Annotated in this window: 23 protein-coding genes; 14 read left to right on the plus strand and 9 right to left on the minus strand. The window is 68.4% G+C overall.

Annotated features, from left to right (window positions below; translation table 11 throughout):
- Positions 1 to 68 precede the first annotated feature (68 nt).
- Positions 69 to 1706: a glucose-6-phosphate isomerase gene (gene pgi, locus ACGFNJ_RS40495; protein WP_393461299.1), complete on the plus strand. Its 1638-nt coding sequence runs from the start codon at positions 69 to 71 to the stop codon at positions 1704 to 1706.
- Positions 1707 to 1726: 20 nt separating this feature from the next.
- Here the strand turns inward: pgi and ACGFNJ_RS40500 are convergent, their stop codons facing one another.
- Genes ACGFNJ_RS40500 through ACGFNJ_RS40510 form a run of 3 tightly spaced genes read right to left on the minus strand, consistent with a single transcriptional unit; the run spans position 1727 to position 4717 of the window.
- Positions 1727 to 2413 carry a nucleoside/nucleotide kinase family protein gene (locus ACGFNJ_RS40500; RefSeq protein WP_393461301.1) on the minus strand — a complete coding sequence of 229 codons (687 nt, stop codon included), beginning with the start codon at positions 2411 to 2413 and terminating at the stop codon, positions 1727 to 1729.
- A gap of 47 nt (positions 2414 to 2460) precedes the next feature.
- On the minus strand, positions 2461 to 4080 hold the full coding sequence (locus ACGFNJ_RS40505) for an acyl-CoA dehydrogenase family protein (protein WP_393461303.1): 1620 nt from the start codon (positions 4078 to 4080) through the stop codon (positions 2461 to 2463).
- On the minus strand, positions 4067 to 4717 hold the full coding sequence (locus tag ACGFNJ_RS40510; protein WP_393461305.1) for a TetR/AcrR family transcriptional regulator: 651 nt from the start codon (positions 4715 to 4717) through the stop codon (positions 4067 to 4069). Before ACGFNJ_RS40510 ends, ACGFNJ_RS40505 begins: the two co-directional genes overlap by 14 nt.
- Before the next feature lie 132 nt (positions 4718 to 4849).
- Between ACGFNJ_RS40510 and ACGFNJ_RS40515 the strand changes: the two genes are divergently transcribed.
- Together ACGFNJ_RS40515 and ACGFNJ_RS40520 are read left to right on the plus strand one after the other, a co-directional pair.
- Complete coding sequence (locus tag ACGFNJ_RS40515) at positions 4850 to 5611, plus strand: crotonase/enoyl-CoA hydratase family protein (RefSeq protein WP_393461307.1); 762 nt, start codon at positions 4850 to 4852, stop codon at positions 5609 to 5611.
- Positions 5612 to 5645: 34 nt separating this feature from the next.
- Entirely contained in the window at positions 5646 to 6977 is a 1332-nt protein-coding gene (locus ACGFNJ_RS40520; protein ID WP_393461309.1) for a hypothetical protein, read from the plus strand.
- A 7-nt stretch (positions 6978 to 6984) separates the two neighbouring features.
- Here ACGFNJ_RS40520 and ACGFNJ_RS40525 read toward each other — a convergent pair whose 3' ends face one another.
- The 3 genes from ACGFNJ_RS40525 to ACGFNJ_RS40535 all read right to left on the minus strand — a co-directional run bounded on the left by ACGFNJ_RS40525 (position 6985) and on the right by ACGFNJ_RS40535 (position 9988).
- Positions 6985 to 8181 (minus strand): PucR family transcriptional regulator, encoded by a 1197-nt coding sequence (locus tag ACGFNJ_RS40525; RefSeq protein WP_393461311.1) that lies wholly within the window; start codon positions 8179 to 8181, stop codon positions 6985 to 6987.
- Between the two features lie 151 nt (positions 8182 to 8332).
- Positions 8333 to 9199: a DUF4436 domain-containing protein gene (locus ACGFNJ_RS40530; RefSeq protein WP_393461313.1), complete on the minus strand. Its 867-nt coding sequence runs from the start codon at positions 9197 to 9199 to the stop codon at positions 8333 to 8335.
- Between the two features lie 96 nt (positions 9200 to 9295).
- Positions 9296 to 9988 carry a pyridoxamine 5'-phosphate oxidase family protein gene (locus ACGFNJ_RS40535; protein ID WP_393461315.1) on the minus strand — a complete coding sequence of 231 codons (693 nt, stop codon included), beginning with the start codon at positions 9986 to 9988 and terminating at the stop codon, positions 9296 to 9298.
- An 80-nt stretch (positions 9989 to 10068) separates the two neighbouring features.
- On the opposite strand from ACGFNJ_RS40535, the gene ACGFNJ_RS40540 reads away from it, so the two are divergent.
- The 4 genes from ACGFNJ_RS40540 to ACGFNJ_RS40555 are packed head-to-tail and all read left to right on the plus strand — an operon-like array spanning position 10069 to position 14659.
- Complete coding sequence (locus tag ACGFNJ_RS40540) at positions 10069 to 11439, plus strand: PLP-dependent aminotransferase family protein (RefSeq protein WP_393461317.1); 1371 nt, start codon at positions 10069 to 10071, stop codon at positions 11437 to 11439.
- A 10-nt stretch (positions 11440 to 11449) separates the two neighbouring features.
- Positions 11450 to 11695 (plus strand): DUF2630 family protein, encoded by a 246-nt coding sequence (locus ACGFNJ_RS40545; RefSeq protein WP_393461319.1) that lies wholly within the window; start codon positions 11450 to 11452, stop codon positions 11693 to 11695.
- 8 nt (positions 11696 to 11703) lie between these two features.
- Complete coding sequence (locus ACGFNJ_RS40550; RefSeq protein WP_393461321.1) at positions 11704 to 13140, plus strand: dihydrolipoyl dehydrogenase family protein; 1437 nt, start codon at positions 11704 to 11706, stop codon at positions 13138 to 13140.
- Positions 13141 to 13153: 13 nt separating this feature from the next.
- A complete protein-coding gene (locus tag ACGFNJ_RS40555; protein WP_393461323.1) occupies positions 13154 to 14659 on the plus strand; it encodes a carboxylesterase/lipase family protein in 1506 nt (501 codons plus the stop codon).
- Here the strand turns inward: ACGFNJ_RS40555 and ACGFNJ_RS40560 are convergent.
- Positions 14652 to 15521, minus strand: coding sequence for an Fpg/Nei family DNA glycosylase (locus ACGFNJ_RS40560; protein ID WP_393461325.1), 870 nt, complete (start codon positions 15519 to 15521; stop codon positions 14652 to 14654). The genes ACGFNJ_RS40555 and ACGFNJ_RS40560 overlap by 8 nt on opposite strands.
- A gap of 9 nt (positions 15522 to 15530) precedes the next feature.
- Entirely contained in the window at positions 15531 to 16286 is a 756-nt protein-coding gene (gene cobF, locus ACGFNJ_RS40565; RefSeq protein WP_393461327.1) for a precorrin-6A synthase (deacetylating), read from the minus strand.
- 43 nt (positions 16287 to 16329) lie between these two features.
- On the opposite strand from cobF, the gene ACGFNJ_RS40570 reads away from it, so the two are divergent.
- The 6 genes from ACGFNJ_RS40570 to ACGFNJ_RS40595 all read left to right on the plus strand — a co-directional run bounded on the left by ACGFNJ_RS40570 (position 16330) and on the right by ACGFNJ_RS40595 (position 20691).
- Positions 16330 to 17130, plus strand: a complete 801-nt coding sequence (locus ACGFNJ_RS40570; RefSeq protein ID WP_393461329.1) for a thymidylate synthase — start codon at positions 16330 to 16332, stop codon at positions 17128 to 17130.
- Positions 17127 to 17630, plus strand: a complete 504-nt coding sequence (locus ACGFNJ_RS40575) for a dihydrofolate reductase (RefSeq protein ID WP_393461331.1) — start codon at positions 17127 to 17129, stop codon at positions 17628 to 17630. The genes ACGFNJ_RS40570 and ACGFNJ_RS40575 overlap by 4 nt, the downstream gene beginning before the upstream one ends.
- Positions 17631 to 17830: 200 nt before the next feature.
- Complete coding sequence (locus ACGFNJ_RS40580) at positions 17831 to 18157, plus strand: cupin domain-containing protein (protein ID WP_393461333.1); 327 nt, start codon at positions 17831 to 17833, stop codon at positions 18155 to 18157.
- A 72-nt stretch (positions 18158 to 18229) separates the two neighbouring features.
- Entirely contained in the window at positions 18230 to 19246 is a 1017-nt protein-coding gene (locus ACGFNJ_RS40585) for a Dyp-type peroxidase (RefSeq protein WP_393461335.1), read from the plus strand.
- Positions 19243 to 20043 (plus strand): family 1 encapsulin nanocompartment shell protein, encoded by an 801-nt coding sequence (locus ACGFNJ_RS40590; protein WP_393461337.1) that lies wholly within the window; start codon positions 19243 to 19245, stop codon positions 20041 to 20043. Before ACGFNJ_RS40585 ends, ACGFNJ_RS40590 begins: the two co-directional genes overlap by 4 nt.
- A 117-nt stretch (positions 20044 to 20160) precedes the next feature.
- The gene (locus tag ACGFNJ_RS40595; RefSeq protein WP_393461339.1) at positions 20161 to 20691 is read left to right on the plus strand and encodes a hypothetical protein; all 531 of its coding nucleotides are present in this window, start codon (positions 20161 to 20163) and stop codon (positions 20689 to 20691) included.
- Positions 20692 to 20722: 31 nt separating this feature from the next.
- On the opposite strand, the gene ACGFNJ_RS40600 is transcribed toward ACGFNJ_RS40595, so the two are convergent.
- Entirely contained in the window at positions 20723 to 21406 is a 684-nt protein-coding gene (locus tag ACGFNJ_RS40600) for a TetR/AcrR family transcriptional regulator (RefSeq protein WP_393461341.1), read from the minus strand.
- A gap of 193 nt (positions 21407 to 21599) precedes the next feature.
- Here ACGFNJ_RS40600 and ACGFNJ_RS40605 point away from each other — a divergent pair, with 193 nt between their 5' ends.
- A complete protein-coding gene (locus tag ACGFNJ_RS40605) occupies positions 21600 to 23123 on the plus strand; it encodes an amino acid permease (protein WP_393461343.1) in 1524 nt (507 codons plus the stop codon).
- Positions 23124 to 23212: the final 89 nt, after the last annotated feature.

A 23212-nucleotide genomic window follows, 5' to 3' on the forward strand; every position in this document is an offset into this window, starting at 1 on the left:
CGCGGTCGACCGTGGCGAAGGGGAGTTTGCCGTGCGCGCGTGCCGGGCGGTGAGTAACCTCGGCGAGCGTGAGCAGCGACATCACCGCGACGGCGGCCTGGCGGAAACTGCACGAGCACTTCGACGGGATCGCGGGACGCCACCTGCGGGATATCTTCGCCGATGATCCGGCTCGTGGTCGTGAGCTGACCATCGATGTCGCCGACCTGCATATCGATTACAGCAAACATCGCCTCACCAGGGAAACGCTGCATCTGCTCGTCGAATTGGCGCGAGAGGCACGGGTCGCCGAGCGCAGGGACGCCATGTATCGGGGCGAGCACATCAACACCTCGGAAGATCGTGCGGTCGCGCATATCGCGTTGCGCTTGCCCGAGGGTGCGTCGCTGACCATCGACGGCGCGGACGCCGGCGCCGATGTGCACGAGGTACTGCGTCGGATGGGCGATTTCACCGATGCGCTGCGTTCCGGCGCGTGGCGTGGCGCGACCGGCGAACGCATCAGCACCGTCGTCAATATCGGGATCGGCGGCTCCGATCTCGGCCCGGTGATGGTGTACCAGGCGTTGCGGCATTACGCCGACGCCGGGATCAGCGCGAGGTTCGTCTCCAATGTCGACCCGGCCGATCTGGTGGCCAAGCTCGACGGACTCGACCCGGCGACAACGCTGTTCATCGTCGCTTCCAAGACCTTCACCACCCTGGAGACGCTGACGAACGCCACTGCCGCGCGGCGCTGGCTGGTTGCCGCGCTAGGCGAGGACGCGGTGGCCAAGCATTTCGTCGCCGTCTCGACCAACGCGACGAAGGTGGCCGAGTTCGGCATCGACACCGCGAACATGTTCGGCTTCTGGGACTGGGTCGGCGGCCGCTACTCGGTCGACTCCGCGATCGGCCTCTCGGTGATGGCGACCATCGGCAAGGCGCGCTTCGCCGAGTTCCTCGCCGGAATGCATGCCGTGGACGAGCATTTCGCGAACGCCCCGCTCGACGCGAACGCGCCGGTGCTGCTCGGCCTGCTCGGCGTCTGGTACTCGAACTTCTTCGGCGCGGAATCCCGTGCAGTGCTGCCCTATTCGAACGACCTGGCGCGCTTTCCCGCCTACCTCCAGCAGCTGACGATGGAGTCGAACGGCAAGTCGGTGCGCGCCGACGGCACGCCGGTCAGCACCTCCACCGGCGAAATCTTCTGGGGCGAGCCAGGAACCAACGGCCAGCACGCGTTCTACCAACTGTTGCACCAGGGCACCCGCCTCATCCCCGCCGACTTCATCGGATTCGCCAGGCCGACCGACGATCTGCCGACCCGCGACGGCACCGGGAGCATGCACGACATCCTGATGAGCAACCTGTTCGCGCAGACCAAGGTGCTCGCGTTCGGCAAGACGGCCGAGGAGATCGCCGCCGAGGGCACCGACCCGAAGGTGGTGCCGCACAAGGTGATGCCGGGCAATCGGCCGAGCACCACCATCCTGGCTGCGCAGCTCACCCCGTCGGTGGTCGGACAGCTCATCGCGCTCTACGAGCATCAGGTGTTCGTCGAGGGCACCATCTGGGGCGTCGACAGCTTCGATCAGTGGGGTGTGGAACTGGGCAAGCAGCAGGCGCTCGCGCTCGCGCCGCTGCTGACCTCCGCGACCGAGCCTGCGTCGCAGGGTGATTCGTCCACCGATGCGCTCATCGGCTGGTACCGCGGCAACAAGTAGCTTCGGCGGGGCTGAATCACTCAGTCTCGCAGCACGATCTCGTAGTGCCCGGCACGCTGCCGCAGCACCAGATCGGCGCGGTCCTTCGTGGTCGCAATCAGGTCGGCGTTGCGCAGGTCGCTGTCGTGCACTTTGGCCAGCGCCGCCTCGAGACCGCGACCGCCGCGAATGTGGCGGCGCACCAACCGATCCTCGAGCACGTCACGCGGCGCGTCGAGGTACCAGCACTCGTCGAGCAGTTTCCGAACCGCGGACCATTCCTGGTCACCGAGATCGTCGAGCAGCAGATAGTTGCCCTCGACGATCGCGATCGTGTGCTGTTCGAAGACGACGCCGGCCGGAATCGGGTCGTGCACCGAGCGGTCGAAGATCGGCCACGGCACCGGGGCGCCGATCGGGGTGTCGCGCAATCTGCGCAGGTTGCCGACGAACCCCGTGGTGTCGAACGTGTCCGGCTCCCCTTTGCGCGCAAGGTTTCCCGCCGCGTCCAGCACCTCGTTGGTCAGGTGGTAGCCGTCCATCGGCGCGATCTCGGCGCAGCACACCGTGATATCGAGCGCATCCCGGATCCGCGCCGACAGGGTGGACTTGCCGGCACCCGGCGGACCGGCGATGCCGAGCAGGTACCGCCCGTCTCGCGCAGCGGCGTGTTCGCGCACCCGCTGCGCCAGCCAGCCCACTGACGTCTCGACCCGTGCCCCTACCATCGCGGGTCACCCTAACCGAGGGCGCGCGAACGGGGACCGGATCGGGGTCAGACCAAGGCTCTTTCGATGATGGCTCCGGTGTCGACCCCGGTCGGCAGGGTGCCGAACGCGATGCCCCAGTCGTCGCCGAGGCGGGTGGCGCAGAACGCGTCGGCCACGGCCGGATGACCGTGGCGCACCAGCTGCGCGCCCTGCAGCACCAGCGCCATCAGCTCGACGATGCGGCGGGCGCGATATTCGATATCGCTGAGATCGGCGAGTTCCTTGCCGACCTTGGCGATCGCGTCGTCGAGCCGCGGGTTCGCCCCACGCGCCAGCGAGACCTCGGCGAAGTACGCCTCGACCGTCTCCGGCTGACGGCCCATGGCGCGCAACGCATCCAGCGCCGCGACATTGCCCGAGCCTTCCCAGATGGACATCAGTGGCGCCTCACGGTAGAGCCGTGGCATGCCGGACTCCTCGGCATAGCCGTTGCCGCCGAAGCATTCCAGCGCCTCGGCGGCGTGCGCAGGCGCCCGCTTGCACACCCAGTATTTGGTGACGGCCAGCGCGATGCGCCGCAACGCCGCCTCGGCCGGATCGCTGCCTGCGCGGTCGGTCGCACCGGCCAGCCGCATCATCACGGTGGTCGCGGCGTCGGACTCGATGACCAGGTCCGCCAGCACATTCCGCATGGCGGGCTGATCGATCAGCTTGGCGCCGAACGCCTCTCGATACCTGGCGTGATGGGCGGCGAATACCGCCCCGGTCCGCATCCCGGTGGCCGAACCGATCACGCAGTCCAGGCGCGTCATGTTCACCATCTCGATGATGGTCTTGACCCCGGCGCCTTCCGCGCCGACGAGCCAGCCGGTGGCGTTCTCGTATTCGATCTCGGAGGAGGCGTTGGACTTGTTGCCCAGCTTGTCCTTGAGTCGTTGAATGCGAATCGGGTTGCGGGTGCCGTCGGGCAGCACTCGGGTCAGCAGGAAACAGGACAGGCCACCGGGTGCCTTGGCCAGCGTCAGGAACATGTCCGACATCGGCGCGGAGGTGAACCACTTGTGCCCGACGATCCGGTACGAGCCGTCGGGTTGCGGTGTCGCCGTTGTGGTGTTGGCGCGGACGTCGGAGCCGCCCTGCTTCTCCGTCATCGACATGCCCGCGATGAGCCCGGCCTTGGTCGAGGGTTCGCGCAGCCCGAAGTCGTAGACCCGGGAGCCGAGCAGCGGCTCGTAGCGCGCCGAGAGTTCCTTGTTGTGTCGCAGCGCGGGAACAACGGCGTAGGTCATCGAGATCGGACACATGTGGCCTGCCTCGGCGGCGCCCCAGGTGAAGAACTTCGCCGCACGCGCCACATGGGTGCCGGGCCGGTCGTCGAGCCACGGCGCACCGTGCAACCCGTGCACCACCGCGACTTTCATCAAGTCGTGCCAGTGCGGATGGAACTCGACCTCGTCGATCCGGTTGCCATAGCGGTCATGGGTGTGCAGCACCGGCGGATACTCGTTGGCGATGCGGCCCCACTCCTGCGCCGCGGATCCGCCTGCGAGCGTGCCGAGTTCGCGCACCTCGGGTTCGGCCCAGCCCGCACCCTCGCGGTGCAACCCTTCGAGCAGCGCCGGATTGCGCGAGACGTCGAACGGTGCGATATCGGGTACCTGGTTGAACACTTCATGCGTCTGCATCGGACACTCCTGATTCCGGCCGAGCGACGAGTCCGCTCGATGCCGCGCGCACGCCGAGTGCACGCAAGGCGAAGGCAATGAGTTCGGGGACAACACTTTCCCCGTGTTGCGCCGTGGCAAGCGGACCGACAAGCACCTCGCCGATCGCGCCGACCAGCGCGGCCGCACTGATCAACGGGTCTTGCGGAGGCAGCTCGCCGGACGAAACACCGTCCGCGACAGCCTGTTCGAAGGCCGCGGCGAAGGCGCGCCGGAAGCGGAGGCGTTCCGCGTCGACCGCGGTGTCGACCGGTTCGACGAGCAGCACGTAGGCGAGTTTCGGATTCTTCATGGCGCGTCCGGCGAAGGTCTCGACCGCCGCGGTCACCCGCTCGATGGCCGTGCCTGCATGGCTGGCGGCGGCAACGGCGGCCACTTCACGGATGACGACTTTGCGGAACACGGCGGTGACCAACTCGGTCTTGTCTGTGAAGTTCTTGTAGACGGTGCCGGTGGCAACGCCGGCCTCCGCGGCGACCGCCGCCATGGACAGGCCCGCGAATCCCGATCTGGACAGCACCTCGGTCGCGGCGGCCACGATCAAGCCCGCCTGCGCATCTAGGCGGGCCTGCACAGCAGGGGTTCTGCGGTAGGCCACGCAAGAAGTGAACCATGAATTCATTTCTTGCCACAAGGGCGGTTTTGCAACGTATGTTCAGGGCGTGAGCAGACTAATCACAGTCAACGCCCGCACGGGCGCCACAGAGTCGAACAGCAGCGGGGTGTGGTCATGAGCGTGCGAATCGAACGCAGCGGTCCGGTGACCACGGTGATCCTGCACCGCCCCGAGGCACGCAACGCGGTCGACGGTCCGACCGCGGCGGCACTGGCCGACGCCTTCCGCGAATTCGACGCCGACCCCAACGCCGCGGCGGCGGTGCTGTGGGGCGACGGCGGCACCTTCTGCGCAGGCGCCGACCTCAAGAGCCTCGGCACCGAACGATCCAACCAGGCCACCGAGGAGGGCGACGGCCCGATGGGGCCGACGCGGATGCGGTTGTCCAAGCCGGTGATCGCCGCCGTCTCCGGTTACGCCGTCGCGGGCGGGCTCGAGCTCGCGCTGTGGTGCGATATGCGAGTTGCCGAGCAGGACAGCACCTTCGGCGTGTTCTGTCGCCGCTGGGGCGTGCCGCTCATCGACGGAGGCACCCTGCGCCTGCCCCGGATCATCGGCAGCGGTCGCGCGATGGACCTGGTGCTCACCGGCCGCCCGGTCGACGCCGCGGAGGCGCTGCAGATCGGCCTGGTGAACCGCGTCGTCCCGACCGGCGAAGCCCGCAGTGCCGCAGAACAACTCGCCGCCGAACTGGCCGCCCTCCCCCAGGCCTGCCTGCGCTCGGACCGCATGTCACTGCTGGAGCAGGACGGCATGGACGAGGCCACTGCGCTCCGCAACGAATTCCGGCACGGCGTGACCGCGCTCGCACACGGGGCGCTCGAGGGTGCCCAACGCTTCGCCTCCGGCGCAGGCCGCCACGGCGCCCGCGCATGAATCGGCCCGAGGAACCGAGCGCCGGGCACAGCGCATGCCGATCAGCCGTGCGCGCAACGCGATTCGGGCCAGGCAGGAGGGAGCGGTAGCCGTGCGAGCGCCGGGCCGGTTGAGTGTCGTCGACGAGATCTTCCTGCGGACCCATCGCGGCCTCGGCACTCCCATTGCGCTGCAAGGGTTGTGGCGCACCACCGACCGTATCGAGCCCGACCTGTTGCGGCGGGTTCATGCGGCGTTGCGCACCGGCCCGCTCGGGCGGCGGGTAGTACGCCCTCGGATACCAGGGGCGCGCCGCGCCTGGCAGGCGAACACAGACGCGCATCCGCTCGTGCTCGCCGATCGGCCGCTACCCGTTGCCGCCCTCTTCGAGTGGGCCGACGCGCAGGGCGCCGACCTGGATCCCGAGTTCGGTCCTGGCTGGCGGCTGTCCGCGACCGCACTGGACGACGGCGGTTCCCTTGTCTCCCTGACCTGTTCCCATGCGCTCGCCGATGGCCGGGCACTGGTCCTGGCCATCGACGACGCGATGGGCGGCCGGTCCTTGGCAGCCGGACCCGATCACGCACGCACCGAAGCGCTCGATCCGCACGCTGTTGGCTCCGAGTCGGATTGGGTCGATGCCCGACGCCAGTGGTCGACCGTCCTGCGCGGCACGGCGAAGGCGTTGCGCGGCGGCATTCCTGAGCGCCCGCATCCCCCAACAGCCCGCGAACCGGTCCGCACCACCGGCGCGCCAACGCACAGCGCAGTGCTGCAATGTGCCGTCGCCGACTGGGATCGCGCCGCCGCCGCGCACCACGGCACCGCGAACAGCCTCTTCCTCGCATTGGTCGCGAACACACTGTGGGCCACCGGATTCCCGAACGACACGATCGACGCCAGCCTCCCGGTCGACACCCGCGACGAACCCCGCGTCGACAACGACCTCGCGATGACCGATATCACCGTCGACCGCACCGACACCCCGGCGACGATCCGCGAAAAGTCCCGCGCCGCTTACGAACATCGCATGTCGAGCCCCGGCGGCATGCCCGAGGAGCTGCTTCAGGTGATCCCCGACCGCTGGGCCTACGCGCTGTCCAAGGGCGCTGGCGAGCGAGACATCCTGTGCTCCAATATCGGCGCCATGCCTGCCACGCTGCGCACCCTCGGCCCCCATCGCTGCCTCGGCGTCGCCGCCCGCGCGATCCACCCCGGCCTCACCGCAGCACACCTGCCGCGCACCCGCTTGTCCGGCTACCTGTGCCGCCTCGCCGACGACTACGTGCTTTCGCTGGTCAGCCTGGACCCGGATCGCGTCGAATCCGGTTCCGCACTGGCTACCTTCGCCCGCAAGACCCTCGAGCTGCCGGTCCGCGTGTGGTGAGCCGAATTCACTCCGCGGTGTCGAGGTCGTGCGCGGTCAGCGCCGCCGCGAACAGCTGGGCGTGGTCGGCCCGGTTGGGGTCGTACCCGGTGAGCGTGCCGACCCGGTTGAGCCGATAGTTGAGCGTATTGCGGTGCACCACAAGGGCCGCCGCCGCTTGCTGGCGGTTGTAGTCGTTGTCGATGAGCGCGCGCAGCGCGTCGAGCAGATGCGGCTGGTCGTGTAGCGGATGCAGCAGCGTGAGCAGCCAGGAGCGTGCCGGACCCGGCCGTGCGAGCTGATACTGCAGCGCCACGTCCGCCATCCGGTACACGGCGGTCGGTCGCCGCAGTTGATAAGCGAGCCTGGCGATTTCGCCCGCCTCCGCCGCGGCGTCGGGTACGTCATCGATGCCTGCCGCGACGGCCAGTCCGGCAACCGTCCGCACTCCGGCGGCGTGCGCGACCTTGCTCACGAAAGTGTCGAGTGCACCGGCGAATTCGCCGGCCGCGCTCGGCACCAGCACCACCCCGCCGCCGCGTTCGACGGTGCTCAGCACCCGGTCCGACACCGCGTCGATCTCGGCCTGCACGATCCGCAACACCGGCCGCGCACCGGACGCAGGATCCGACTCGGCGACCCGGAAGACCAGTACCTCGAACCCGCCGTCCAGTGCGATGCCGAACCGCTCGGCCAGCAGATCGGCGGGCGATCCGTGCAACAGCGCCTGCGCCACAGTACGTTTCGCCTCGCGCTGCTCCCAGTGCAGATCCTGCCGCTCCCGCAGGTACGCGCCGGCGACACCGGGCGTCACCGCACCGAGGTAACCGAGCACGGACGGCACCGCGGCCAGGAGTTGTTCGCGCTGCTGCGGTGACGTCGCCGTGGCGGCCACCGACTTCCAGGCCGCGGCCGCGCCGAAGTGATAGACCGACAGCACGGTGTCGAGCGGGATCCCGGCCCGTGCCCGCCGCACCGCGACATCGATCAGCTCAGTCAGTTCCTCCTGCTGCGGCGGCCGCCCGTCGACCAGCGATCGCAGGAACAACCGCAGGTTGGCCTCAACGGCGTGCGGCAGATCGTCCTTCGCATCGGCCGACAACTCCCGATAGTCGGGCACCGCGACGAGCACCTCGGACAACAGATCTCGGGCAACGTCGGGCAGCACGGACCTGATGTATTTCGAGAGTTCGTCCAGCGCGGTGGCATCGGTGCGAGCGGTCATCCGCACATTGTTTGCACAGACAAACCGCTGCGCACAACACCTAGCCGCGAACCGGTCCGATTAGTGCATCCGACCAACCCAAATCCCGTCCGATGCACAAACATCGACCACAATCCCTTGGCATCCGAACGATGATCCACACCACAGCGGCCTACTGGGCGACGTCCTTGCGCTCGTTCCCGACCTCGTGCCGATAGCCCACAAGCACGGTGCAGATCAACGACAACGCCACCACGGTTTCGGCGATGAAGAACGAGCCGAAGTCGATCACCGAACCGATGGGTGGCGCGCCGGGCACCGCGTTGCGCAACGGGATCATCGCGAACAGCACCGCGGCCATCAAAGTGTTGGCGGGCCAGATCAGCCCGCGCTTGCCGGACAGCACGTAGAACGCCGCCGTCCCCGCCGCGAGGGCCAGCCCGAGCATCAGCACCATGACGAATAGCGCGAAGGTGAGCGACGCGGTCGACCTCGACACGGTGACAACCGTGCCGATCGCATCGCCGCGCTGCTCCTCATCGATCTTCGGCAGGATCTTGAAGAAGGCATCGAGGCTGTACAGGCTGAACACCATCGGCACGGGTCGGTCACCGCTCGCCGCCGTGGCATCGATGTTCACCCGGTACTTGTCGAACGGGTAGTCGGTGATCATCCCGCCGCCACCCATCGCGATCCTGACCTCGGAGGCCGAGATCGTCTCGCCTGCCTTGGCCAGGATCGGCTCGGGTTTCACGCCGTAGAGGTCGATCGTGGTGTCGGCGCGGAATCGGCCGAGTTCATCGGCCAAGGCACCACGCGGCATCGGCGTCACCTGGACAGACATTTCTTGCAGGGCGGCGTCGATCTGGATCACCACCACGTCGAGATCGACGCGGTCGGCGTCGTCGAGATGGCCGATCAGGTGCACCGTCTGCACGTGATCCTTCTGCAGCTGATAGAGCGTCAGGCTGACGACGATCGCAACGGCGACCACCAGGACGGCTGCCAGCGCGGCGAAGGTCTTCCGGAATCTCGTCACGCTCGTCTCCAGCCCTGGTGTGGTGGTGCGAAACAGCAACCACCACACCATAAGGGCCGCTCAGCTACGCCGAGGCTAACAAGCGGTGTGTCGAGCTCAGCGCACCGGCAGCAGCGCGCTGTCGGCCCGGTCGAGCACGTCGCTCGGCACCGGAATGCCCGGCTCGAGGTCGGGCGAATCGATCGGCTCGCCCCACACCTGGCGCACCGGCAGCACACCCGACCACACCCCGCCCGCGGCGATATCCGCCGGATCGTCGCCGGGGCCGCCCGCGCGGATCTTCACCGAGGCCTCGGCGAGGTCGAGCGCGAGCACCATGGTCGCCGCCAGCTCCTTCTTGTTCGGCGGCCGCACCCGCGCCCACGCGCCGGGCGCGGCGTGCTCGGTGATCACCCGGAGCGCGTGCAGCCGCTCAGCGGTGTCGGTGATCTCCGCCGCACGGCCGTGCACCACCGCGGAGCGGTAGTTCATCGAGAAGTGCATCGCCGAGCGGGCATACACGATGCCGTCGACCAGGGTGATCGCGACGGAGATGTCACCTGCCAATGCCGCGCGCAGGTTGCCTGCCCCGGTCGAGCCGTGCAGGTACATGGTGTCGCCGTCGCGTCCGTAGATGGTGGGCAGCACCACCGGCGCACCGCCGAGCAGCACGCCGAGGTGGCAGATCATCCCTGCATCGAGTACCGCTTCCAGATCGGCTCGATCGCTGCGTCCACGTTCCTTCGACCGGGTCAGCGTGCTGCGCGGGGTCGACGACAGCGGGGTTCTTGGAGCGGCTGAATGGGTCATATGACCAGGATCGGGTGCCGAATGGCACTATAGAAGGACCAATTCGAGAAAATTTGAACAGTCCATTCACGAGGTGACCGGTGCTCGACGAACTCCCCATCACGCTGGACCGCGCCCGCTCGGAACCGCTGTCGGTGCAGGTGGCCGCAAGTCTCCGAGACGCCGCAAGCAATGGACTGCTGCGCGGCGGCGACCGGCTGCCGTCCTCCCGCTCGCTGGCCGACCGGCTCGGCGTGAGCCGCACCGTGATCGCCGCGGCCTACGACCAACTGCACGCCGAGGGCTGGATCAGCGGCAAACGCGGGTCGGGCACCTACCTGACCACCGCGCCGCCCACCACACCCGCGCGCGCGATCGTCCACAACGGGGTGGGTATCGGCCCGACGCTGCTGGACCTGGAACCGGGCGCACCGTGTACCGACGCGATCGACCGGCCCGCCTGGCGCCGGGCCTGGCGGGCCGCCGCCGACGGCTCGCCGCTGGTGCGCAAAGACCGTGCGGGCGAGGCGGAATTCCGCACCGCGATCATCGAACACCTGCTCCGGCATCGCGGGCTCGGCGCAGGCGCCGAAACCACGCTGCTCGCCACCGCCGGAACCAGTTCCGCGGTAAGCGAACTCGCGGCCGCCCTGCTCCGTCCCGGCGACAGCGTCGCGATGGAGGACCCCGGATATCAGCGTGCCGCAGGCGCTTTCCGCGCCGCGGGAGTCCACGTGCACCCCGTTCCGGTCGACGCGGCAGGCCTGCGGGTCGACCTGCTTCCGCCGAACATCAGAGCCGTGTATTGCACACCGGGACACCAGTTTCCGCTCGGCCCCCGGTTGCCGGCCGCCCGCCGCGTCGAGCTCGTCGACCATGCACGGCGGGCCGATCTGCTGATCATCGAGGACGACTACGACGGCGAATTGCGTTACGACGCCGCACCATTGCCGCTGCTGGCGGCGATGGCGCCGGACGTGGTCGTGCACCTCGGCACCACGAGCAAGATCCTCTCGCCGAGTCTCGGCGTCGGCTGGCTGGTCGCCGCGCCGGAAATCACCGACGCGATCGTCGCGTATCGGCAGCGCACCGGGACCAGTCCGAGTCCGGCAGGCCAACAGGTGTTCGTCGCGCTGGCCGCGCACGGCGATCTGGCAAGGCACCTGCGCAGGCTGCGCAGAGAGCTGCCGCCACGGCGGGCCTTCGTGGTCACCGAACTCCGGCGCCGCGGGCTCGACGTGCTCGGCGACGACGCCGGTTCCCACGTGGTGGTGCCGCTGCCCTCGGCCGACGCGGAGGAACGCGCGGTGGCCGCCACGCAGGCGCAAGGGGTCGGTCTCGACCCGCTGATGCGCCATCACCTCGGCCCGGAACGGCACCACTTCGGTGTCGCCCTCGGCTACACCGCGCTGTCGTGGCCGGACCTGGCCGAGGCGGTGCCGATCGCCGCCGCGTGCCTGGCCCGGCCGTAGCATGGTCGGCATGACCGAACAGGACGTGCTGGCCAGGATCAAAGCCCTCGTCGATCAGGAGCACGAGCTCCGCGCCCAAGCCACGAAGGGCACGCTGGACCCCAAGGTGGAACGCCAGCAGCTCGCCGAGCTCGAGGTGATGCTCGACCAGGCCTGGGATCTGCTGCGACACCGCAGGGCACGCATCGATCAGGGTGAGTCGCCCGATACCGCAGAACCGAGCTCGCCGGGACAGGTCGAGGGCTACCTGCAGTAATCGCGATCATGTCGAGTGCACCTACCGAATACGACGTCATCGTGATCGGTGGCGGGCCTGCGGGCGAGAACGCCGCGGCCTACGCCATCGCCGGGAGCGACCGCACCGCGGTGATCGTGGAACGCGAACTCGTCGGCGGCGAATGTTCCTACTGGGCCTGCGTTCCCAGCAAGGCCCTGCTGCGGCCGGGGCACGTGCTGTCCGCCGCGCGCGCCATGGACGGGATCACCGCGACCGGCCTCGACGTCGAGGCCGTGCTGCGCAGGCGCGACGCCTTCGTCCACGACCTGGATGACGCGTCGCAGGTGCAGTGGGCCAACGACACTCGCATCGACGTCGTCCGCGGCACCGGCAGGCTCGTCGGTGAGCGGCAGGTCGAGGTCGACGGCACGGTGCTGCGGGCAAGGCAGGCGGTGGTGCTGGCCACCGGTACCCGCGCGAGCGTTCCCGACGTGCCAGGGCTGCGCGACGCGCTGCCGTGGATCTCCCGCGACGCCACCAATCTGCACGAGGTCCCGCGGCGCGTGGTGATCATCGGCGGCGGCGTGGTGGCCTGCGAGGCGGCCACCTGGCTTGCCTCGCTCGGCGCGGACGTCACCATGATCGTGCGCGGCACGGCGCTGCTCGCCAACGCCGAACCGTTCGCGAGCGAACGCGTCGCCGCCGCACTGGAATCGAGCGGCGTCAAGGTCGCGCTCGGCACCGAACCGACCTCCGTGCACCGTCCCGATGCCAAAGACACCGGCGAAGGACGCATCCATGGCGGCACGGTCACCGTGCGGCTGCGCAGCGCCGACGGCGACACCGAGCTCGAAGCCGACGAGATCATCGTGGCCGCGGGCCGCACACCGGCCACCGAAGGCCTGAACCTGGCCGCGGTCGGACTGCCGGACGGCTACGTGTCCGTCGACGACCACCTGACCGTCCGCGACGTGCCAGGCGACTGGCTCTACTGCGTCGGCGACCTGAATCACCGTGCCGCCCTCACACATATGGGCAAGTACCAGGCACGGGTGTGCGGCGACGTGATCGCGGCCCGCGCCGAGGGCACGCCGCTCACCGACCCGAAGTTCACCGCAAGCGCCGACCACGGCCAAGTCCCCCAGGTGGTCTACACCGCCCCCGAGGTCGCGTCCGTCGGGCTGACCGAGGCGGCCGCCCGCAAAGCAGGCCACTCGATCGAGACGGTAGAACTCGACATCGCAGTCGCCGGATCCGCGTTGGCCCGCAACGATTTCGCAGGTCACGCAAAGTTGGTCGTCGACACCGCCACCGACACCCTCCTCGGCGCCACCTTCGTCGGCCCCGAGGTAGGCGAACAACTGCACGCGGCCACCATCGCCGTGGTCGGCAAGGTGCCGCTGGCAACTCTGTGGCACGCGGTGCCCGCGTTTCCTGCCGTGAGCGAATTCTGGCTACGTCTGTTGGAGGCGCGGCGCGCGTAGCTACCATCGGTGGATGGTGGCATCGACAGATATTCGGACCGCTGACGGAGTCGTGCGCGGTCGTCGTGGCCGCCGCGTGTTGCGCTGGCGGTCACTGCCCTACGCGGCCCCTCCGGTGGGTGACTTGCGTTTTCGGGCTCCGCAACCGGTCACGCCGTGGGCCGGGGTTCGTGAGAGCACCGAGTTCGGGTTCGCGGCGATGCAGCATCGGGCAGGTGCACGGGTCGGGCCGCGCAGTTACCAGCCGACCGCAGAGGACGCGCTGACACTGAATGTCACCGTGCCGACGACCCCGTCGAGCGCACCGCGCCCGGTGCTCGTCTTCATCCACGGCGGCGGCTACCTCACCGGCACGTCGGCGCTCGCGCTGTACTCCGGCGGGCGGCTCGCGGTGCGCGGGGACGTCGTGCTGGTGTCGCTGAATTATCGGCTCGGCGCATTCGGCTACGTCGATTTCGGTGAGTTCTCCACGCCGGACCACGTTTTCGAGTCGAATCTCGGCTTGCGCGACCAGGTCGCGGCGCTGGCGTGGGTGCGCACGAATATCGCCGCGTTCGGCGGCGATCCGAACAACGTGACCATCTTCGGCGAGTCGGCGGGCGCGCACGCGGTGCTCAGCCTGCTGGCCACGCCCGCCGCGAAAGGCCTTTTCCATCAGGCCATTTCGCAGAGCCCGCCGGCCGACTGGGCGATGACCGCCGCGGATGCCCGCACCTTCGCCCTGCGCTGCGTCGACAAGCTCGGGGCGACGCCGGACACCGCGGCGAAGGCGCTGCTGACGGCGAGCGCCAACGACATTCGCCGAGCCGTCGACCGCACCAGCAATCGGGTGCTGCGCGAACGGCGCGGCCTGTTCCCCATTGCCCCGGTGGTCGACGGTGATCTTCTCCCGCAGGCGCCCATCGATGCGATCGCCGAGGGCAACGCCCACCGCGTTCCGCTCATCATCGGCACGAACCGGGACGAGGGCACGCTGTTCGCGAAGTTCGCCGACTCACTGCCGACCACGCCGGACCGACTGCGCGCCGCGGTAGGCGACGACGCCGAATCTCGGATCGCGGCAACATATCCCGGCTATCCGGCGGCCAAGGCCGCGGTGCGGGCCGGTGGCGACTTCGTCTTCTGGCGCCCGTCGGTCACCGTGATGGCCGGGCACAGCCGCTATGCACCGACCTACGCCTACCGCTACGACTTCGTGCCGCGCGCAGCACAGCTCGCCGGTCTCGGCTCGACACACGCCTCCGACCTGATCCCGGTCTTCGGATTCGGCGAATCGCCTGCCGGCCGCGCCATCACCGCGCCTGGCGGCCGCCGTGGCCTGCGGGCCGTCACCGACCAGTTCCAGGACAACTGGCTGGCCTTCGCCCGCACCGGCGCGCCGCTGCCGTCCTGGCCCGCCTACACCGAAGACAGCCGCACCACCATGATCATCGACTCTCCCGCCCGGTTGGAGCACGATCCCGACAAGGCCAAACGCCTTGCCTGGCAAGGTGTCCGAGTACCGACCCTGACTACTTGAGCAGCCGGGACATCCTGCGGTCGGCGAGGATCTTCCCGCCGGTCTGGCAGGTCGGGCAGTACTGGAAGGAACGCTCGGCGTAGGAGACCTCGCGGACGGTGTCACCGCAGACCGGGCACGGCAGGCCGGTGCGCGCGTGCACCTGCATGCCGGATCGTTTCTCGCCCTTCAGGCGGGCGGCATCCTGGCCGACGGAGCGCTGGACGGCGTCGGTGAGCACCGCGCGCATGGCCGCGTACAGCTCCGAGACCTTCGCCGCCGCCATGGTTTTCGTGTTGGCGAACGGCGAGACCCGTGCGGTGTGCAGGATCTCGTCGGAGTAGGCGTTGCCGATGCCTGCCAGCAGGGTCTGGTCGACGATCGCGGTCTTGATCCGCTGCGAGGTGCCGCGCAGGATCTCGGTGAACTGCTCCTCGGTCACCTCGAGCGCGTCCGGACCGAGCCGCGCGATGCCGGGCACCAGCTTCGGGTCGTCGACGATGTAGACCGCGAGCCGCTTCTTGGTGCCCGCCTCGGTGAGGTCGATGGCGGGCGTCGCGCCCTCCGGGGTGAAGAAGTGCACCCGCAACGCCAACGGGCTCTTGCCGCCCGGCTTGGGCGGCGTCTGGCTCGGTTCATCGATCCAGCGCAGCCAGCCGCCCCTGGACAGATGGGTGATCATCCAGAGCTCGCCGCACTGCATCCCGAGGAACTTCCCCCAGCGACCGGCGCCGGTGACGTCCCGCCCGGACAACGCGGTCACCGGCGGATCGAAGGTCTTCACGGCGCTCAACGCCGCGACATCCACGCGCCCGACCACCGCGCCGACCGCATGTTCCCGCAGAAACTGCGCCAGCGCCTCCACCTCAGGTAGTTCGGGCACACGCCAAGATTACCGGCGACCACCGACAACCACATCGCGCAGCAGATAGACGTCGAAGATCCACCCCTTGCGCGCCCGCAGTTCGGCGCGGCGGCGCACGATCTCTTCTTCGACCTCACGCAACGGCCCCTCGATCAACGTCTCGTCCGGCATCCCGAGGTAGGCGCCCCACCAGATGTGCACGTCCGCACCGGGCACCTCGGTGAACGAGCAGTCACCGTCGAGCAACACCACCGCCGAACCGCTGAGCCCGTCCGCCCGCAGCCGCCGACCGGTGGTCACCTGCACCGGCTCGCCGATGCGGTGCAGCACCATCCGATGCCTGGCGGCCAGCGCCTGCACGCTGGTGACACCCGGAATCACCGTGTACTCGAACCGCATCCGCCCGCGCGCAAGCACCCGCTCGATCATCCGCAACGTGCTGTCGTACAGCGAGGGATCACCCCACACCAAGATCCCGCCGACCCCGTCGGCCTGCGCGAACGCGGCCTCTAGCACCGCAGACCTGCGCTCGTGCCAATCCTCGACCACCCCTTGGTAATCCGCGGACGCCCGGTCCCGAGGCGGGTCGGCGATGTCGACGATCCGATAGGGCCGATCGACGTGCTCGGCCAGGATCGCGGTCCGCACCTCGACCAGCTCGCGCTTGTCCTCGCCCTTGCCGATCACGAAGAACACGTCGACCTGACGCATCGCCTTGATCGCCTGCACCGTCACCTGGTCGGGGTCGCCCGCGCCGATGCCGATCACATAGAGCTTGTGCATGCGCCGAGCTTGCCAGGCCGCGGGAAGACTAGAGTGGCCAGGCGTGGCGACCGATACCCAGTACGAGGATTTGCTCCGGCTGGTGCTGGACTCCGGCACGGCGAAGACGGATCGCACCGGCACCGGAACGCGCAGCATCTTCGGCCATCAGCTGCGCTACGACCTGTCGGCGGGCTTCCCACTGATCACCACCAAAAAGGTGCATCTCAAGTCGATCGTCTACGAGTTGCTCTGGTTTTTGCGCGGCGACTCCAATGTGGGCTGGCTGCAGGAGCACGGCGTCACCATCTGGGACGAATGGGCCGACGCCGACGGCGAACTCGGCCCGGTCTACGGCGTGCAGTGGCGGTCGTGGCCGACACCGGACGGCATGCACGTCGACCAGATCTCCGAGGTGCTGCACACGCTGCGCACCAACCCGGACTCCCGGCGCATGCTGGTGTCCGCATGGAACGTCGCCGAGCTGGACAAGATGGCGCTGGCGCCGTGTCACGCGTTCTTCCAGTTCTACGTGGCCGACGGCAGGCTGTCCTGCCAGCTGTATCAGCGCAGCGCCGATCTGTTCCTCGGCGTGCCGTTCAATATCGCCAGCTACGCATTGCTCACCCACATGGTGGCCCAGCAGACCGAGCTCATCCCCGGCGATTTCGTCTGGACCGGCGGCGACTGCCACATCTACGACAACCACCTCGATCAGGTCACCGAGCAGCTGACCCGCGATCCGTACCCGTTCCCCACGCTGCACCTCCGGCCTGCGCCGACCCTGTTCGACTACGCCTACGACGACGTGGAAGTGGTTGACTACCAGCATCATCCGGCGATCAAGGCACCGGTGGCGGTGTGAGTCCGCGCACCGTCGGGCTGATCTGGGCGCAAACCCCCGACGGAGTGATCGGTGTCGAGAACACCATCCCGTGGCGGGTGCCCGAGGACACGGCGAACTTCAAAGCGGTCACCATGGGACATCCGGTGGTGATGGGCAGGCGCACCTGGGACTCCCTGCCTGTCAGATTCCGCCCGCTGGTCGGCAGGCGCAACATCGTGGTGACCAGGCAGCCCGAGTGGACCGCCGAGGGCGCCGAGCGCGCCGGATCGGTGGCCGACGCACTAGCACTGAGTGGCGACGACACCGTGTGGATCATGGGCGGCGGTGAAATCTACCGCGCCGCCATGGATTTCGCGTCCGACCTGCTCGTCACCGAAGTGGAGAGCACCGTCGCAGGCGATGCGTTCGCCCCAGAGATCGGCCCCGAATGGACGGTCGACGACGACGCACCGTGGCAGGAGTCGACGTCGGGCCTCCGATACCGCATCCGCCGCTACACCCGCCGCGAAACCAACTGAACAGCAAACTCTCCGCATCGATCATTGCAGCCGCACAACACCGTTCGATCACAGAACGCCCCTGCCGTGCAAACACCACCCGTGACCAGGCACGGTCGGGCATACTCCAGGGTAAGCGGGGCCGGGCCTTCGTTCGTTCGTGCCCCCGAGCCGGTGCGACCAGCCCTCGCATCGGCTGCTGTCATTGCGAAAGGCGGTCCATGGACAAGAAATCGCTGACTGCGGTTGCCAGGCAACAGCTCAAGCTGGCCAGCACCGCCACGAGCGGACGCAGTTCGCAAACCATCTACGGAGGTCACGCGAATTCGCTGCGGCAGACCGTGGTCGGCCTCAGCGCGGGCCAGAGTCTGGCCGAACACGACAATGCGGGCGAAGCCACCCTGCTCGTGCTCAGTGGCACGCTGACCTTGATCAGCGGCGACAACGAGTGGAAGGGCTCCGCTGGCGACCTGATCGTGGTGCCCAAGGCCAGGCACAGCGTCAAGGCGGTCGACGACGTCGCCTTCCTGTTGACGGTCGCCAAGTAGTAACCGCAACGGCTGCGGCAATCGCGGTGCCGCTCGGTCGGCGGCGCCGCGGGTGGCACTAGGCTGATGATCATGAGTGAGCCGCAGCCGATTCTCGATCCGCTCACCCCGGCCGCGATCTTCCTGGTCGCCACCATCGACGAGGGCGGCGAGGCGGTCGTGCGGGACACCATCGCCGATCTTTCCGGCCTGCGTCGCTCGGTCGGGTTCCGGCTGCCGGGAGCAGGGCTCAGCTGCGTCACCTCGATCGGCTCCGCGGCGTGGGATCGGCTCTTCGCCGGACCGAAGCCCGCCGAGCTGCACGAGTTCCCCGGCTTCGTCGGCGAGCACCACCAGGCTCCCGCGACGCCCGGCGATCTGCTGTTCCACATTCGCGCGGAGAACCAGGACGCCTGCTTCGAGCTGGCCATGACGATCGGCGATCGGCTCGCAGGCGCGGCGACGATCGTCGACGAGACCGTCGGTTTCCGCTACTTCGAGCAGCGCGATCTGCTCGGCTTCGTCGACGGCACCGAGAACCCCGAAGGCCGATCCGCCTATGCCGCCGCGCTGGTCGGCGACGAGGACCCCGAGTTCCGCGGCGGCAGCTATGTCATCGTGCAGAAGTACCTGCACCCCATGGCGGACTGGCGGGCGCTGACCGTCGAGCAGCAGGAGAAGATCATCGGGCGCACCAAGCTCGACGACTTCGAGCTCTCCGACGCCGACAAGCCCGCCGACTCGCACGTCGCGGTGAACACCATCGTCGACGCCGACGGCACCGAGCGTCAGATCCTGCGCGCCAACATGCCGTTCGGCAGCGTCAAGGACGGTGAGTTCGGGACGTACTACATCGCCTACGCAGCGACGCCGAGCGTCACCGAGCTGATGCTCACCCGCATGTTCGTCGGCACCGAAGAGGCGGCCTACGACCGGATCCTGGACTTCTCCATCGCAGTCACCGGCACATCGTTCTTCGCGCCGTCGTTGGACTTCCTGGAAGAACTTCCGCCACCGCCGGCGTCGGCGACGGCGGAAGCGGTGCAGCCCAACGACATCGGCTCGGGCTCACTCGGTATCGGCACGTTGAAAAGGAGCATGCAGTCATGAACAACCTCCATCGCGAACTCGCGCCGGTCACCGACGAGGCATGGTCGGCGATCGAGGAAGAGGCGACACGCACCTTCAAACGGCACATCGCCGGGCGCCGCGTCGTCGACCTGTCCGGCCCGCACGGCCTCGACTACGCCGCGGTCGGCACCGGGCACACCACCCAGATCGCCGCGCCCGCCGAGGGCGTGCTCGCCAAGCAGCGGATCGTCGCGCCGCTGGTCGAGCTGCGGGTGCCGTTCCGGCTCTCGCGCGAGGAGCTCGACAATGTCGAGCGCGGCGCCAAGGACACCGACCTCGATCCGGTGAAGGATGCCGCGCAGCGGATCGCGTTCGCCGAGGATCGGGCCATCTTCGAGGGCTATCAGGCCGCGGGCATCACCGGCGTGCGGGCCAGCTCGACCAACGATCCGATCTCGCTGCCCAACGATCCACGGCTGGTGCCGGAGTCGATCGCGCTCGCGCTCAGCGCGCTGCGCCTCGCCGGCGTCGACGGGCCCTACTCGGTGCTGCTCAGCGCTGACCTGTTCACCGCGGTCAGCGAGACCTCCGACCACGGCCATCCGATCCGCACGCACATCGAGCGCCTCATCCCGGACGGCGAGATCGTCTGGGCGCCCGCGATCGACGGCGCGTTCGTGCTGACCACCCGCGGCGGTGACTTCGATCTCCGCCTCGGCCAAGACCTTTCGATCGGCTACCTGTCGCACGACGCCGAGTCGGTGCAGCTGTACTTCCAGCAGAGCCTGACCTTCCTGGTGCACACCGCCGAGGCCGCGGTCGCGCTGCAATCCTGAGTTCCCGCTCGATATCCCGCACGCACGCGCGATGGCCGTGCGGGATATCGAAGGAAATGCGGGAGCACCTGGCGGCCGGTAGCGTGTGCCGCAGCAGGCCGGAAGCAGGTGGATGAGATGACAATGGTGCGGGCGGGTGTCGTCCCCACACAGCGCGCGGCGCTCTACAGCGTCCTCGGGATCCTGGCGACCGTCGTGATGGCCGCGGCGATCGTCGGACTGTTCGGGGTGAACCGTGTGTTCACCGGATTGCTCGTCGGCGCGATCGCGGGCGTCGCCGTGATGGCGGCCCTGTTCACCCGGGACGCCATCCTGCTCACTGAACAGGCGATCTACCGGCGCACGCCGTGGACGGTATCCAGCATCGACTGGGACCGCGTCGTCGCAGGCCGCTTCACCCTCGACGACCGCGCGCGCTGGTCGCTCGCCCTCGACCTCTCCGGCGGCGACGAACAACACGGCGAACTGGTCCTGCTCTCGATTCCGCCGGTGCTCCGCCCGGTCTCCGGCGCCTACGACCTGCGCAAGCGCGAACAGGTCAACGAAATCCGAGCCCTGCTGCGGCACAAACGAATCCCGGTCACCGTGCTCCCCGAGATCGCGGGTGCGCTGCAGCAGCACTGGCAGATCGCGCCGCCGACCCGCTGATCTCGGCACGGGCCTACGCAGCGACGCGACCTTACGCGGCTGGCGGTTCGAGCCGGTCGAGCAGTTGTTGTGCCGCGGTGCGCAGCGCATCCAGGTCGCCGGGCCAGCCGAGCACTCGAAGTACCGCGTCGGGGATCGTCCGCTCGGCGGCAGCCGGTACGACGCCTTCGTCCGAGCGAATACTGATCACCATCTCGACCAGCCGGAACGGCAGGGCTTGCGCGTCGGCGATGCCTGCGCCGCCCACCTCGGACAGCACCGCCGCAGCCAAAGCCTCGTAGTGCCTGCGCAATTCGTCACGGCGGAGCCGGAAGGTCGCGAATCGGGGGGTGCGCACTTCCGGAAGGAGGTAGAGCGCACCGAGATTCCAGCGCGCCGCACAGAGTTGCCTGACGTCGAAGGAAGCAAGTGCGTAGAGGCGGGTCGGAGCCGACTCCGGGACCGCGCCCAGTCGGCCTGCGAGTTCCAGTGGGGTGGTGACGGTTTCGGCGAGGAGCGCGTCGAGGATGTCGTCCTTGGCCGCGAAATGGTGGTACAGCGAAGCCTGCCTGATGCCGACGGCATCGGCGATCACCCGGGTCGAGGTGTTGGCATACCCGTTGGTGGTGAACAACTCTCCGGCGGCGTCGAGGATCTCGGCGCGCGGTGTCCCGCCGCGACGGAGTCGCTGCGCTATCCGGGGACGGCCGGGGCCGAGGTTTGTCACAGGGCCCATTCTGGCAGGCGGCGCGACGCGGCGATCGTGCCCACCCCCGCCACATGGCATATTCCTGCCATTTACTGCGGACGCCCGGAAATATACCCGTAACCGGGGTTAGCGTAAGTGATACATGCGGGTCACGAAAAGTGCGATCACCTCCTTAAAACTGTCATCTGATAGGTATTGGCCGCATGCTTAAGGACCCGCCATGGCCGCAACACTGACCTCTGCCCCACCGCCCGACACCAGTGCGGACGGTATCGACCTCGCCGGATTCGGCTATCAGCCGGTGCTGCATCGCAAACTCGGCCGCTACGCCTCGTTCGCGGCAGGGTTTTCCTTCGTCTCCATCCTCACCACGATCTTCCAGTTCTTCGGCTTCGGCTATTCGTTCGGCGGCGCCGCATTCTTCTGGACCTGGCCGATCGTCTTCGCAGGCCAGTTCCTCGTCGCGCTCAATTTCGCCGAATTGGCCGCGCATTACCCGATTTCCGGCTGCATATATCAGTGGTCGCGGCGCCTCGGCGGCGAGATCGTCGGCTGGTTCGCGGGCTGGCTGATGATCATCGCGCAGATCGTGACCGCCGCCGCGGCCGCCATCGCACTGCAGGTGGTCCTGCCGTCCATCTGGAGCGGCTTCCAGCTCATCGGTGAGGACAGGGCACTCACCTCGGCCTCGGGCGCGACGAACGCGGTGCTGCTCGGCAGCGTGCTGCTGGTGATCACCACGCTGATCAATGTGATCGGCATCGATGTGATGGCACGGATCAATTCGATCGGCGTCACCGTCGAGATCGTCGGCGTGCTCGCGATCATCGCGCTGTTCTTCAGCAACACCGAGCGCGGTCCCGGCGTTGTCCTGCAGACCGACCAGGCGGCGCCGGGCCCGTACTGGGCCGCGTTCCTGGTCTCGGGGCTGATGGCCGCCTACGTGATGGTCGGATTCGATTCCGCCGGTGAGCTTTCCGAGGAAACCAAGAACCCGCGCCGGGTGGCGCCGCGCACCATCCTGACCGCGCTGTCGGCGTCCGCGCTCGGCGGCGGGCTGCTGCTGATCAGCGCGCTGATGGCCGCGCCGAGCCTGTCCGACGGGGCACTGGCCACCGACGGCCTCGCCTACGTGCTCACCGCCAAGCTGAACAGCCCGGCGGGCGCGGTGCTGCTCGGCTGTGTCGCGGTGGCCATCACGGTGTGCACCTTGGCAATTCAGACCGCCGGATCGCGCCTGATGTTCTCGATGGCCCGGGACGGGAAGCTGCCGTTCGCCAAGCCACTCGGCGTCGTGCACAACCGCTTCGGCACCCCGGTCCTGCCGTCGATCGTCATCGGTGTGCTCGGAATCGGTTTGCTGCTGGTCAATCTCGGCAACGCGGCGATCTTCGCCACGCTCGCCAGCGTATGCATCGTGACGCTGTATCTGGCCTATCTGCTGGTGACGGTCCCGTTGCTGGTGCGGCGTTTCAAGGGCTGGCCCGCCGAGGACCCCGACACAACGCTGTTCAGCCTCGGCCGCTTCGGCATTCCCATCAACCTGCTCGCCGTGGCATGGGGCATCGCGATGGCGGTGAATCTGGCGTGGCCGCGCGCCGAGGTCTACACCCCCAAGGGCGGCGGCTGGTGGATGCTCTGGGCCGCACCGCTGTTCGTGCTGCTTGTGGTCGCGGTCGGCGTGCTCGTGCACTGGTTCGTGCGCACGGCGCAGCGCGCCGAAACCGCTACGCAGCCCGCCTGACTCAGCCGCGCGGTGGTGGCGTCGGCCACCACCGCGCTGTGTGAATCGAACTGACAGTGAATCGAACTGACAGCGAACCGAACTGACAG

Origin of the sequence: Nocardia sp. NPDC049149 (assembly GCF_043197455.1) — a bacterium.
GTDB lineage: Bacteria > Actinomycetota > Actinomycetes > Mycobacteriales > Mycobacteriaceae > Nocardia.

What these genes read in the sequence shown, in the direction of transcription:
- ACGFNJ_RS40500 (WP_393461301.1), bottom strand. Translation starts at nt 2,413, where the DNA reads ATGGTAGGGGCACGGGTCGAGACGTCAGTGGGCTGGCTGGCGCAGCGG.
- ACGFNJ_RS40505 (WP_393461303.1), bottom strand. Translation starts at nt 4,080, where the DNA reads ATGCAGACGCATGAAGTGTTCAACCAGGTACCCGATATCGCACCGTTC.
- ACGFNJ_RS40515 (WP_393461307.1), top strand. Translation starts at nt 4,850, where the DNA reads ATGAGCGTGCGAATCGAACGCAGCGGTCCGGTGACCACGGTGATCCTG.
- ACGFNJ_RS40520 (WP_393461309.1), top strand. Translation starts at nt 5,646, where the DNA reads ATGCCGATCAGCCGTGCGCGCAACGCGATTCGGGCCAGGCAGGAGGGA.
- ACGFNJ_RS40525 (WP_393461311.1), bottom strand. Translation starts at nt 8,181, where the DNA reads ATGACCGCTCGCACCGATGCCACCGCGCTGGACGAACTCTCGAAATAC.
- ACGFNJ_RS40535 (WP_393461315.1), bottom strand. Translation starts at nt 9,988, where the DNA reads ATGACCCATTCAGCCGCTCCAAGAACCCCGCTGTCGTCGACCCCGCGC.
- ACGFNJ_RS40545 (WP_393461319.1), top strand. Translation starts at nt 11,450, where the DNA reads ATGACCGAACAGGACGTGCTGGCCAGGATCAAAGCCCTCGTCGATCAG.
- ACGFNJ_RS40550 (WP_393461321.1), top strand. Translation starts at nt 11,704, where the DNA reads ATGTCGAGTGCACCTACCGAATACGACGTCATCGTGATCGGTGGCGGG.
- ACGFNJ_RS40555 (WP_393461323.1), top strand. Translation starts at nt 13,154, where the DNA reads ATGGTGGCATCGACAGATATTCGGACCGCTGACGGAGTCGTGCGCGGT.
- cobF (WP_393461327.1), bottom strand. Translation starts at nt 16,286, where the DNA reads ATGCACAAGCTCTATGTGATCGGCATCGGCGCGGGCGACCCCGACCAG.
- ACGFNJ_RS40580 (WP_393461333.1), top strand. Translation starts at nt 17,831, where the DNA reads ATGGACAAGAAATCGCTGACTGCGGTTGCCAGGCAACAGCTCAAGCTG.
- ACGFNJ_RS40585 (WP_393461335.1), top strand. Translation starts at nt 18,230, where the DNA reads ATGAGTGAGCCGCAGCCGATTCTCGATCCGCTCACCCCGGCCGCGATC.
- ACGFNJ_RS40590 (WP_393461337.1), top strand. Translation starts at nt 19,243, where the DNA reads ATGAACAACCTCCATCGCGAACTCGCGCCGGTCACCGACGAGGCATGG.
- ACGFNJ_RS40595 (WP_393461339.1), top strand. Translation starts at nt 20,161, where the DNA reads ATGACAATGGTGCGGGCGGGTGTCGTCCCCACACAGCGCGCGGCGCTC.
- ACGFNJ_RS40600 (WP_393461341.1), bottom strand. Translation starts at nt 21,406, where the DNA reads ATGGGCCCTGTGACAAACCTCGGCCCCGGCCGTCCCCGGATAGCGCAG.
- ACGFNJ_RS40605 (WP_393461343.1), top strand. Translation starts at nt 21,600, where the DNA reads ATGGCCGCAACACTGACCTCTGCCCCACCGCCCGACACCAGTGCGGAC.